A 12,398-nucleotide genomic window follows, 5' to 3' on the forward strand; every position below is an offset into this window, starting at 1 on the left:
TTGCCTATATCCATTATAACCGAAACCATTGAATAGGGTCTTGAAAAAACAATGAAATAAATAACTAAAAACAGATAAGTGCCGCTATCATATAGCTATACGCCCGAAAATTTTTTTAAGGGAGTTTAGTTCGTTAAAAGAATACATATGAAAGCCGGCAATCCCATAGTCCGGATCATTTAAGTGCGGAGTGTAGGCGTTCATCAAACCGGAGGCGTCATAACCGCGCAACAGTTTCCCCGTCAATTTCAGATTTTTTCTCAGGAAGCGAAGCGAGTCGGTCACACCGATACGGGTTGCAATACGGACGAGCTTATCCGGTTTTACCGGTCCGGGAATCCCCAAGTAGAACGGCAACTCCAGACCGGCTTCACGCTGCCGCCGCAACCAAGCAAGGACTTTGTCGGGATCGAAGCACATCTGCGTTACGGCGTAATGTGCGAAAGGCGCTTTCGCCAAAAGGTCCTTGGCAAGGGTGTCATTATCAATATTCGGGTTCCCTTCGGGATATGCCGGAATGCCAATGCGGCGTATCCCATGCTCGCGTGTGGCCAGGGATTGCAACAGATCAAGGCCATGACGGTACGGGCCTAAAGCTTGGTCCTGATCGCCTCCGACGACAAAGATCTCATCCACATCGTGAGCATGGAGCACATCAATCACCGCGTCAAGGTGTTCTTCACTCCGGATCATTCGCGCCGCAATATGGGGGACGACTCGGGCAAACCGAGGAGCCAATGCAATTGCCGTTTCGACCGTAGTGTCGACCCCTTTCGTCGGCGAACAGGTAATCGACAACATAGCGTGAGACGGAAGCGCCTCCGTGGCTCGCTCAACGATGTTGTGCGTGGGTATAACTTCGAAGCGTGGCTCACTCATTTGTTCAAACAATTCAACCGACGATTGTCGATTCATCATTGCCATCACCTCTTTCATTCTGGAAGTTAGAGATTGGAGGCTAGAGATTGGAACAGGAAATTGGATTTTGTTGTCATCAGTTGCCGTCCAACTTCTAACCTCCAGATACGTTTAAAGCTTTCTTCCGGTCTCAGCCAATCCCGTGCCGGGGAACTCGGGGGGCTTGAAAGGCGTTTCTGCTACCTCTGCCGTAACGCGCCCGCCGGCATATGGCTCGGGAAGGTGCACTTCAAGCTGAGTGCCGACCGTGCCGAGCGAGGTGGGCAACATCGCATAACCAATATTACACCCTTGGGTCGGCGAATAAAAGGCGGATGTGATGTAGCCGACCGGCTTCGACTCATTTTCAGCGTAGACGAGGTAGAAATCGGCAGGATACCAGTCGATTTGTTTGCCGCCAAACTTCAGCCCTGCCAGCTTGCTGGTGACACCCTCGCTTTTGATGCGAGCCAGTGCTTCCTTGCCCACGAATTCAGATTTATTCAAGTCCACTTGCCAGGCCAATCCGACTTGGTATGGATTAGTTTCCAGATCCAAGTCCTGACCGTAGGAGAGGATGCCCGCTTCGATCCGACGGATGTGACCAGGGGCAATCACTTTTAAATTATGGGCTTCGCCGGCGTCGAGAAGATGGTTCCAGAGCCGTTCGGCATTGATGCTGGCGTCGTAGAGGTAGATCTCATAGCCGGCCTCAGCCGAGAATCCTGTACGGGAAACGATGACCGGGCAACCGTTTACTTCGCTCTCCAGCAGTCCGTAGTAAGGGACGTCGTGAATTTGCTCGCCAAACAGATCGTACATGAAAGCTGTTGATTTCGGGCCTTGAATCTGCACAGGGGCAACATCGATTTCGTGCACCGTGCAATCAAATTTGCTCGAGACATTTAGCGCCTGTAGCCACAGGGCCACGTCGCTGTCGGAGAGGGAGAACCAAAATTCATCTTCAGCCGGGCGAAGGAGGACAGGATCATTTATGATTCCGCCTTCTTCGTTGCACAAGATAACGTAACGGGCCTTTCCCACTTTGACTTTCTCAACCGGGCGAGTGATGGCCAAGTCGACCAGCTTGGCGGCATCGGGACCTTTCACTTGAATCTGCCGTTCTACCGCGACATTCCAAAGGGTGACGTGTTCGGTGAGATATTCGTATTCTTTAAGGAGCCCTCCTTCCTCCAAAGGAACATAGGCGCGCGGGTGGTACATGTTGTTATAAACCGTATAGCACCAACAGCCGGCTTCCTGAGAGAGATGCCAAAAAGGGGACTTGCGCACCCTTTGTGAGATTAGCATGCGTGAACCGTTGTCCCCACTTTGGCGCAGATTAACCGGGACATTCCTCTGCATGCCCAGTACCTCGAGATCGTTTGACGTCTTGAACTCTGATTTCACCTCAACAGACATACAATTGCCTCCTTATTTGATGAATATTTAGATAAAAAATGGGATAATGCTGACGCCATCTGACATGACCGATCCAACCTCCCGAGCCGCGGTTCTCAGGCATGTTGATCCGAAACCCTTTTAATTAACCGCTTACATTTTGATATTTATGCTTTTTAAGGATAAGCACCTCCTTTTATATAATCATGATTATTTTTTATTCTTGATTATATTATAATCAGCATTTTTTGAATTGTAAATGGTTTTCTTAATTTTTTATTTAAAGATTTTTCGTGTTTTTTCGCTAATGCATTTTTCCGCGGCAACAGGCGTTCTTCACGTTAGAGAACTTGGCTTTCGCCAAGCTTTGATGGCAAAAACCTTAGTTGCACCTATGCAGGTAAGAAAGTTGATTTATACTTTCTTACCTGCCAAGTTAAACACACTTATAGCATCATCCCTTTGACAACGAAGAAAATCCGAATTGTTTTATTCTTATTCACCTATTCACGTAATCATGATTATAATGTATCCTTGTTCATATAATAATCAATGGTTAGATAATTGTGCACCGATTTTGAAAAACTTTTTTTAAAAGACCTTTCGGCGACCATTAAAGTCCTTGTAGGCGTTTGAAGAAAGATGGACAAATGTGCTAGATTAAAGTAAGGATGAATAGGACTTCATATTTTCGAACCGAAAAGAGGTAGAAGCTTGGACAAAAAAGCAATTCAAACGATCCGTATGATGAGATATTTTATAGATGCCACCGTTCAAATCATTGAAGAGGAAGGCATTGAAAATGTCACAATCCGCAAAGTGTCCGATTTGGCCGGCTACAACAGCGCGACCATTTACAATTACTTTAGCGAACTTTCTCACCTGATCTTTTATTCTTCGTTGAAGATTTTAAAACGATATACTTCAGCGCTCCCTGCCTATATGGCGAAAGGAACCAATCCGCAGGAAAGATTTTTGCTCATGTGGGAATGTTTTTGCCAATATAGCTTTGCTGAACCGCACATCTATCATGCCATTTTCTCCTCGGATGTGGGGGGCGGATCCAAGGAACTGATGGATGAGTATTACGATCAGTTCCCGGATGATCTTGACGATTTGCCTCCCGATTTAAAACCGATGTTTTTGGAATTTGACATGACAACGAGGGAACGCATCGCAATGGAGGAGTGCATTCAAGCGGGGTATATTAAGGAAGAAAACGCCGAACACGTACAGGAAATGATAAAACTGACCTGGCAGGGGATGCTGACGCTTGTTCTCAATCGGAGATATGACTACTCCTGGGAGACAGCAACGGAAATTACGATGGCATATATTAAGGAAATCTTAGAAAATGCCAATTCCTTTTCCTTTGATTTTACTTTGGATCGCCGGGGATGGATGAGCTGAATTCGCCGAATAGAAGAAAAGGACAGAGAAAAGGTATTTACACCTTTTCTCTGTCCTTTTACACGTGCTGAGGCTTCTTGCTAACCCCTTAGCTCCACAGTTCAAATTCTTTCACTGCTGCCTCAGCCACTTGCACATCATGAGCAACCGTGCTGCCGCTTACACCAACGGCGCCAAGCACTTTTCCGTCTTTAACGAGCGGGATCCCGCCGCCGAAGACGACAATTTTTCCTTGGTTCGTCGTGTTTAAACCATAAAGTTCGGCATTAGGCACCGTGGCCTCCGCCAAATTGGAAGTCGGCATTTTAAGCGCCACAGATGTCCACGCTTTATTTTGTGCGATATCGACACTGGCGAGCCACGCATCATCCATCCGATGGGTGGCGATCAGGTTACCACCCTCGTCCATAATCGAAATGACCATCGATACACCAATGTTCTGTGATTCACGTTCAGCGGCCTCGATCAAGGTTTTTGCCGCGTTTAAGTTTAATGTGCTCATTACAAATCCCCTCCTAATGTGGTTGAATTTTCATAAATAATTGTCACTTGCATCCATTATGGACGGTACATCAGGTAAAATGACTGTGATTGATAGCCTCGATCATTTAAAATGATACCTGATCAGCGCTGTCGTCCTTATTTTCCTTTGAGTTCTCGAACACATTTCTGATACTTTTCATAATCATTAGAGCCAATGAGATTAACCCTGCAACACCCCCATTAATGACATAAACACATCCAGTGATTTTGCCAGAGTACCCGAATGTAGCAAGGATCAATTCTCTAGCAAATTGAATGAATGTAATAGAATTCTTTGCACAGTTTGTTGTTCACAAACTATGCAAAGAATTACTATAATGAACTTCCTACACGCACACCTTCCGAGACAGCATCATTTAATCGGCGGGGGGAAACGGCATCACCGATAAGCTGAACGGCAAGTTCCGGGGCAGCCGACTTTAGCTGATCCAACAAACGATTGTCCCCTTCTTCGTAACCGATGAAGATGATCATCTCATCTTTTTCAATATCCCTCTTTGATTCCGACCACGTGTCCTCCAATACATGATAGCCTTCTTTTGTTGTGAGCAAATGTTTATTTGGAGACATTGTCACATTCTTTTCTGTCAATAACCGGTATAGTTCAGGCTTTTGCATTTCATCCAAATCTTCTGCCACCGACCATAATGGTGTAGCAATTTCAACTTGGGAAGCGCCTTTTTCAGCTACAAAGTGAGCGACGCTACTCCCTCTAAATTTTCCTTCCCGATCATAGATTAATACTTTACTATCGGCGTTGATCGAAACCTTGTCATCAAACAGCTCAACATCCGTTACATAATGGTCATTTCTGGAATTAGCCCCCGTAGCAAGCACGATGTCATCAGGATTTAAAAGCAAGACATTGTCAGTCGTTCCTTTTGTATTAAGGTGAACATTTACGCCCAGCCGGTCCAACTCTTGCTCTAGCCATTTAATGTGCCTCCCATAATGCGGGCGTTCGGAAGCCATCGCAGCAAAATATACTTTCCCTCCCAGTTTGTCCGTGCCTTCCAGCAGATGAACCTCATGCCCGCGCATGGCTGATACGCGGGCGGCCTCCATCCCCGCCGGACCGCCACCGACAATAACGACTTTACGTTGCTGCTGTGCAGGCATGAGATACTCCAAGGAATCATCAGCCATCGCAGGATTCACCGTACAAATAACCGGCATTCCCGAGTATAATCTGCCGATACATTCACCACATGCGATACACGGTCTTATTCGAGAGAGCTCCCCTTTTTGTGCCAGCTGTGGCATATCAGGATCCGCGATAATAGCCCTTGTCATACCAACAAGATCACAATCTTCATTCGTCAGAGCATCTTCCGCCTGGCTGGGGTCGAGATTACGTCCAGCAACTAAAACAGGGACCGAAAGCTGCGCTTTCATCTTTTTCGCCACATGATTATAGGTGCCCCTTGCAAACGTATCTCCGGGAACAACCGCAGCCTGGGCGTTGTAGGTTGCACCGGTCCCGCCGCTAATGCTAAACATATCAATGCATCCTAAATCATCAAGTGTCCGGGCAATGTCGCGCATATCCCCTTGATCAAGACCTAATGCATCGGTTTTAGGGTCAGCGGCCATTCTAAAAGCAATAATGAAATCGTTTGATACTGCCTTTCTAACCGCTTGAATCACCTCGATCGAAAAACGCATACGACCAGCAAAGTCCCCACCATATCTATCCGTGCGATGGTTAAGGGTTGGGCTCCAAAATTGTTCAATGAGATGTCCCGAAAAAGATGTAATCTCAATGCCATCCCATCCACAACGTTCTAACCGCTCCGCAGCTTCAGCAAAAGACTGGACGATGGGCGGTATTTCCTCCGTACGCATAACGTGTGGGATCTCTCGATGCACCCCCTCCGGAACGGCAGACGGCGCCTGTATAGGGCGACCACTTACCGATGAATCTGCACGTCTTCCCATATGGGTGGCCTGGGACATAATTAAGGCGCCATGGGCATGAACACGGTCGGCAAGGTCCTTCAATAAAGGCTCATTTTCCTCATTCCATAAACTGACCGATCCATAGGAAGCTGCCGATTCTTCATAGACACTGGCAGAGCCAAACGTCATAATGATCCCGGCACCTCCGGCCGCTTTACGTTCATGGTATCTAACATGACGATCATTGATGAGACCCGTTCCATTATCCCACGCCACAGCATGTGACGTTGATACAATACGATTTTTGGCTTTTTTATTGCCAATTTTCAACGGACTGAATAAGGTTTGCAAGTCGGTAGCAGTAGTCACTAGTCTCCCCCATTTCTTATATCAATTGATGCCGTTTACTGCTCGGGGAATGGCTGAAAATTCATCGAAGTGACTTTACCGAAGCGACCCATGCGGATCAATGACGAATTTCTTCGCTACACCACTGTCAAAATCAGCGTATCCTTCGGGAGCTTCGTCAAGGGAAATCACCTGCGCGTTAACCGCTTTGGCAATTTGAGCTTTGCCGGATAAAATCGATTTCATCAAACCGCGATTGTAGTACATAGCCGGTGTCTGGCCGGTGACGAAAGTATGCGCTTTTGCCCACCCCTGGCCGAAGCGCACTTTTAATGACCCTGTCTGGGCATCCTTATCCGCTGCCCCGGGGTCTTCAGTGACATAAAGCCCAGGTATGCCAAGGCCTCCGCCGGCCTGTGTCACATCCATAATCGCGTTTAATACAGCAGCCGGCTGTTCACCGCTTTCTCCATGTCCTGAAGCTTCAAATCCGACCGCATCAATGGCAGCATCCACTTCCGGAACGCCCAAGATTTGTTCAATTTGTTCGCCCAACCGATCATGTTCTTTCAAATTAACTGTTTCACACCCGAAACTTTTCGCTTGTTGAAGCCGCTCTTCATTTAAGTCACCGACAATAACAGCGGAGGCGCCAAGGAGTTGGGCTGAATGCGCCGCGGCTAGTCCTACCGGTCCCGCTCCAGCAACATAGACCGTGGAACCCATTGTGACACCTGCTGAATAGGCACCGTGAAACCCGGTTGGGAAAATATCGGTAAGCATTGTCAGGTCAAGGATCTTGTCCATCGCTTGATCCTTATCAGGGAACTTCAAAAGTTGAAAGTCGGCATATGGAACCATTACATATTCCGACTGACCTCCGACCCAGCCGCCCATATCTACGTAACCGTATGCCGAACCGGGACGATCCGGATTCACATTCAGGCAAATATGGGTTTTTTGTTGTTGACACATGACGCAGCGACCACAAGCGATGTTAAAAGGAACCGATACCATATCCCCTTTTTCAATAAATTCAACGTCTCGCCCTATTTCAATGACTTCCCCGGTGATTTCATGTCCGAGAACCAAGCCCTGAGGGGCCGTTGTTCTGCCGCGAACCATATGTTGGTCGCTTCCGCAAATATTTGTCGCTATAACTTTAAGGATAACCCCATGCTCACATTTTCTGTTGACGTTTTCTTTCGGTACACCGGGACCATCTCTAAGAATGAGTTCCGGATAACCGATGTCTTCGACCGTGACCTTTCCCGTACCTTGATAAACGACGCCTTTGTTGGATGCCATAATGATCCCTCCAAAAAAGTTGTAACCGCTTGCATTTTTTGCGTTAAAGGAGTGCAAAAAGAGCAAGGGATGGTGTGAATATAATATAAATTAAAAATATTATATCATTATCTCTTCTTGCTATTAATTGTATAAAAAGACTTAAATCATGTAAAATGATTAAAAACGATAGGTTTTATCATTATTAGAAATAAGGGGTTGACCTACTTGAGTTTTTTTAAAAAAGGGAGGGAAGCTTAAATTGGAAATCAAAGATTTGAAAATTTTCAAATCAGTAGCTTTTTACGGAAGTGTCAGCAAAGCCGCCCATGAATTAAATTATGTTCAATCCCATGTGACGACGAGAATTCAATTGTTAGAGAAAGAATTGCAAACACAATTATTTCACCGGAACAGCCGTGGCATGATTTTAAATCCTGAAGGAAAAAAGCTTTTATCGTATACGGAGAATCTTTTAACCACGCTTGATGAAATGGTAAAAGTCGTTCAAGATTCGGACCAACCATCAGGTGAACTTGACTTGGGAACCGTTGAAACCGTCATTCGGCTCCCACACATTTTATCCGCTTATCACAACGATTACCCAAACGTTGACTTATCATTGGTCACAGATGTCACGGAAAACCTGGTAGAGCAGGTGCTTGCACACAAAATAGACGGTGCTTTTGTCACCGGATTTGAAGAACACCCTAAAATCACCCAACATAAAGTTTTTCATGAAGAATTGACTTTAATTTCTAATAATGAAGAAATGTCATTGGATGAATTCGCCCATAAACCATTACTCGTGTTTAAACAGGGGTGCAGCTACCGGGCCAAGTTAACGGCATGGATCCAAGCCGAGGGCATACATCCCGCGAACATTATCGAATTCGGCACGTTGGAAACGATTTTAGGATGTGTCGTATCGGGTTTAGGTGTTACACTTCTTCCGAAGTCTACCGTCCACCATTTGGAAGAGGAAGGACTTGTTCGTTGCATGAATCTTCCGGAACAGTACAGTCATGTGACGACCGTTTTTATAAGGCGGTCAGACGCTTACCTGACCAATTCGATGAGAAAATTCATAGAAACGATTGACACGGTCAAAGAAACCAGACGTGCAAACCCGTTAAGATATCAGTTTTAATGAACGATGCTATCAACAACAGTCATTTTACCTGATAGAAGATCTCTCTTATACTATGGACAAATGCCCTGCATTTTGAAAATTCAACCACATTGGGAGGGAATTTGTAATGAGCACATTAAACTTAAACGCTGCAAAAACCTTAATCGAAGCCGCTGAACGTGAATCACAGAACATTGGTGTATCGATGGTCATTTCGATTATGGACGAGGGCGGCAACCTGATCGCCACCCACCGGATGGATGATGCGTGGCTTGCCAGTATCGATATCGCGCAAAATAAAGCGTGGACGTCTGTTGCTCTTAAAATGCCGACATCCAATTTGGAGGATGAGACGGTGCCCGAAGGTTCGCTTTACGGATTAAACACGACAAACCAAGGAAAAATTGTCGTGTTCGGCGGCGGGATCCCGCTCGTTAAAGACGAGAAAGTGATCGGCGCCGTTGGTGTAAGCGGGAGCACAGTCGCGCATGATGTGCAAGTAGCTGAGGCAGCTGTGAAAAAATTTGAAAGTGTGCAATTAAGTGAAATTCGGTGACACAAGGGAGTGGCCAACATGAACACGGATTATGATGTCATCGTTGTCGGCGCCGGATCCATGGGGATGGCAGCCAGTTATTATTTAACAAGACAAGGGGCAAAAACCTTAATGATTGATGCTTTTGATCCGCCCCACGCCAATGGAAGCCATCACGGTGAAACTCGAATTATTCGCCATGCATATGGGGAAGGAAGGGAATACGTGCCTCTGGCGATAAGAGCCCAGACACTCTGGGATGAACTACAGGAAGAAGCTGACGAAACGATTTTTGAAAAAACAGGCGTGCTCGGATTCGGACCTGAAGGCTCGGCGTTTATCGATGAAGCGATCGCGAGCTCCAAGGAATATTCACTGTCTCTTGATTTGCTGGACGCCGATGAAATCAATGAACGCTGGCCGGGGATACAACTTCCGAAAGGGTACAAAGGCTGTTTCGAACCAGAATCCGGCGTCCTTTATAGCGAAAATTGTATCCGTGCTTATCGGCAATTGGCTGAAAAAAATAACGCCACCTTGTTAACAAATACACCGGTTATGAATATAGAGACCTATGAAGACGGTGTTTCCGTCCACACGGAAAACGGCACATTCACATCAAAAAAACTTGTGATTAGTGCCGGGGCATGGAACGGGAAAATTCTGTCTAACTTAGGGTTGGATCTTCCACTGCAACCGACGCGCCAAACGGTTACCTGGTTTGACTCCGACCCATCATTGTATGATGCTGGTGCGTTCCCTTCCTTTTTTGTCGATATGCCAATGGGCGTATATTATGGATTTCCCGGCTTGGACGATTATGGGTTAAAAATCGGACGTTTTGACGTCGGACAAAAAACCGAGCCGGCTTATGTCAACCGTGAATATGGGATTTTTCCGAATGATGAAGGCGACGTGCGTGAGTTTTTGGAAACATATATGCCTGAAGCGGCTGGAAAATTAAATCATGGCCGCGCTTGCATATTCACAAGAACGCCAGACGAACACTTCATTGTTGATCTCCATCCACAACATTCACATATCGCTATTGCTGCAGGCTTTTCCGGACATGGCTTTAAATTTGCCAGTGTTATCGGAGAAATTTTGAGCCAATTGGCTTTGGACGGACACACCGAGCATGATATCTCGATATTCTCCTTGTCGCGGCCGGAATTACAACAACCAAAAATACCGATAAAATAACGAACAGAGAACATTTTTCTCTGTTCGTTATTTTGTCAATCGCTTTTTCTGCTCGGAAGCTCCCTTTGTTCAAGGGTTATTTAACGTGCGGTCATGATGTCCGCAGTTACGTAAAATAATCGTATCTGGCTTTTGTATTTCGAAAGTGATCCGTAAATCCATGTTAGCGCTAGCTTCCCATATATCAGGATTCCGATAACCCTTCATTTTCCTCAACCTTAATGAAGGATGGGAATAATCATTTTCCATTGTTCGCAAAGCTTTTTTGATGATTTTCTGTGACTGTGAATCCAATTTTTTATATTTTTTTATAAAAGGCTTCGTGAAGTGAAGTTCCATTTAGTTTTCCTCGTTCGCCCATCTTTCAGCCTCATCGCTATCAAGCCAATGGATCGCATCTTCCGTATTTTGAAAAGATTTTACTCGCCCTGCCTTAATATCCTCTTCTGCTTCAAGTTCTTCTTTTTGCCATTCTTCCGTCCAAAACCACGCCTGATCTTTTGGGATTTCAACTGTGGGTACAATGACGATTCTTCCGTTCTCCAGGCGACATTCAAGCCGATCGCCCTCCTGCAAATTTAAAGCTTCCACAAACTCTTTGGGGATGGTGACTTGTGAACGTCTTTTAAAGCGAATAGATTCACGCTGCATCGTAGTACCTCGCTCCTTTATTGTGCTATTATATGTTTTCCTCTCGCGATTGATTATGCGAAAGTTTGATTTTCATACTTCATTCTAACATAAAAATGTCATTTTTACATTCAGGACATTTGTCCGGTTAAACCATCCTCGACGTCGATATCTTCGATCACCTTTCCCATTTCAGTACCGGATGTACCTAATCCTTCAATACCTCAACAGGGTTGGTCATGTCAATGAACCGATTTGTATTTATTTCAGAGGCAATAAATACATTTAATCCTCTTTACCGCCCGATCAGAGCACAAAAAAAAGCAACCCTAAACGGGGTGCAATTTATTGTTTATTTTGTGATTCTGCTATAATTCTCGCTTGTTTTTCCATTCGCTTGTCTTGCTTCTTTTCATGTACTACCAATATAGCATGTATGGCTCCAGGAACCCATCCCAAGATCGTCAATACTATGCTTATAATCCCCTGAAACGGCTTACCGACCAAAAAAACAGCAAGCGGGGGAAGCAAAATAGCTAACAAATACACCTTTATCAAACCCCTTTTTTCAAATATTGATTATACTGTACCATAGTTAACTATTTTTTACCCTTGGTTTTTGTATCACTACAAAGCACAAATAAAAATGAACATTCTACCTTTCCGTTTGGAAACGTAAAAGCCTCCCACCATTACACCAATAATTTCCTCATATAGTATTGGCATTCGCCTTCGATGGGATAGCCGTCCATCTTTCCTACGATCTCAAAGCCGTGCTTCATGTAAAAATCCGGTGCTTGCCAACTTAGTGTCTCCAAGTACATCATGCGGCAGGAATGATTCATCGCTTCTGCTTCCATTCGCTGCAACAATTGTTTTCCTAAACCCCGGCCTCGATAAAACGCGTCAACGGCAAACAGCGAGATGTGCATATTGTTCCAAAAGATCTCGCCGTTAATGCCGGCAACGATGTTACCTCCATCCCTGATTACAAAACAGACGAGCGTCTTTTCCCGGTTGGCGAATGCCGGTCGCTTTGCTTCCGTATCAGCTTGCAGGTGGGCAGTGATCGCTCCTTTCGCTTCTTCATAATCGACACGTTCAATGGGCATA

Annotated in this window: 13 protein-coding genes; 4 read left to right on the forward strand and 9 right to left on the reverse strand. The window is 45.5% G+C overall.

The genetic code is table 11. The features are described 5' to 3' along the window. Positions 1-87 precede the first annotated feature (87 nt). Together HUG15_RS17780 and HUG15_RS17785 are read right to left on the reverse strand one after the other, a co-directional pair. A complete protein-coding gene (locus HUG15_RS17780; protein WP_200124361.1) occupies positions 88-918 on the reverse strand; it encodes a methylenetetrahydrofolate reductase in 831 nt (276 codons plus the stop codon). Between the two features lie 111 nt (positions 919-1,029). Continuing rightward, positions 1,030-2,319, reverse strand: a complete 1,290-nt coding sequence (locus HUG15_RS17785) for a glycine cleavage T C-terminal barrel domain-containing protein (protein ID WP_200124362.1) — start codon at positions 2,317-2,319, stop codon at positions 1,030-1,032. Positions 2,320-3,012: 693 nt separating this feature from the next. Here HUG15_RS17785 and HUG15_RS17790 point away from each other — a divergent pair. Then, the gene (locus tag HUG15_RS17790) at positions 3,013-3,708 is read left to right on the forward strand and encodes a TetR/AcrR family transcriptional regulator (RefSeq protein WP_246516391.1); all 696 of its coding nucleotides are present in this window, start codon (positions 3,013-3,015) and stop codon (positions 3,706-3,708) included. Positions 3,709-3,796: 88 nt separating this feature from the next. On the opposite strand, the gene HUG15_RS17795 is transcribed toward HUG15_RS17790, so the two are convergent. The 3 genes from HUG15_RS17795 to fdhA form a co-directional block, all read right to left on the reverse strand. Further along, a complete protein-coding gene (locus tag HUG15_RS17795; RefSeq protein ID WP_200124363.1) occupies positions 3,797-4,210 on the reverse strand; it encodes a GlcG/HbpS family heme-binding protein in 414 nt (137 codons plus the stop codon). Positions 4,211-4,563: 353 nt separating this feature from the next. Further along, positions 4,564-6,519 carry an oxidoreductase gene (locus HUG15_RS17800; RefSeq protein WP_200124364.1) on the reverse strand — a complete coding sequence of 652 codons (1,956 nt, stop codon included), beginning with the start codon at positions 6,517-6,519 and terminating at the stop codon, positions 4,564-4,566. A gap of 75 nt (positions 6,520-6,594) precedes the next feature. Then, the gene (gene fdhA, locus HUG15_RS17805; protein ID WP_200124365.1) at positions 6,595-7,806 is read right to left on the reverse strand and encodes a formaldehyde dehydrogenase, glutathione-independent; all 1,212 of its coding nucleotides are present in this window, start codon (positions 7,804-7,806) and stop codon (positions 6,595-6,597) included. Positions 7,807-8,047: 241 nt separating this feature from the next. Here fdhA and HUG15_RS17810 point away from each other — a divergent pair, with 241 nt between their 5' ends. The 3 genes from HUG15_RS17810 to solA all read left to right on the forward strand — a co-directional run bounded on the left by HUG15_RS17810 (position 8,048) and on the right by solA (position 10,655). Then, on the forward strand, positions 8,048-8,935 hold the full coding sequence (locus HUG15_RS17810; protein WP_200124366.1) for a LysR family transcriptional regulator: 888 nt from the start codon (positions 8,048-8,050) through the stop codon (positions 8,933-8,935). A 109-nt stretch (positions 8,936-9,044) separates the two neighbouring features. Continuing rightward, a complete protein-coding gene (locus HUG15_RS17815; RefSeq protein ID WP_200124367.1) occupies positions 9,045-9,473 on the forward strand; it encodes a GlcG/HbpS family heme-binding protein in 429 nt (142 codons plus the stop codon). An 18-nt stretch (positions 9,474-9,491) separates the two neighbouring features. Further along, the gene (gene solA / locus HUG15_RS17820) at positions 9,492-10,655 is read left to right on the forward strand and encodes an N-methyl-L-tryptophan oxidase (RefSeq protein WP_200124368.1); all 1,164 of its coding nucleotides are present in this window, start codon (positions 9,492-9,494) and stop codon (positions 10,653-10,655) included. 69 nt (positions 10,656-10,724) lie between these two features. On the opposite strand, the gene HUG15_RS17825 is transcribed toward solA, so the two are convergent. From HUG15_RS17825 to HUG15_RS17840, 4 genes are all read right to left on the reverse strand, one after another. After that, positions 10,725-10,994, reverse strand: coding sequence for a type II toxin-antitoxin system RelE/ParE family toxin (locus tag HUG15_RS17825; protein ID WP_200124369.1), 270 nt, complete (start codon positions 10,992-10,994; stop codon positions 10,725-10,727). Further along, positions 10,995-11,306, reverse strand: a complete 312-nt coding sequence (locus HUG15_RS17830) for an AbrB/MazE/SpoVT family DNA-binding domain-containing protein (protein WP_200124370.1) — start codon at positions 11,304-11,306, stop codon at positions 10,995-10,997. It abuts the gene before it with no gap. A 324-nt stretch (positions 11,307-11,630) separates the two neighbouring features. Continuing rightward, positions 11,631-11,834, reverse strand: coding sequence for a YqaE/Pmp3 family membrane protein (locus HUG15_RS17835; RefSeq protein WP_200124371.1), 204 nt, complete (start codon positions 11,832-11,834; stop codon positions 11,631-11,633). 143 nt (positions 11,835-11,977) lie between these two features. Beyond that, entirely contained in the window at positions 11,978-12,397 is a 420-nt protein-coding gene (locus tag HUG15_RS17840) for a GNAT family N-acetyltransferase (protein WP_200124372.1), read from the reverse strand. Between the last annotated feature and the right edge of the window lies 1 nt (position 12,398).

This window comes from Salicibibacter cibarius, assembly GCF_016495725.1.
Lineage (GTDB): Bacteria > Bacillota > Bacilli > Bacillales > Marinococcaceae > Salicibibacter > Salicibibacter cibarius.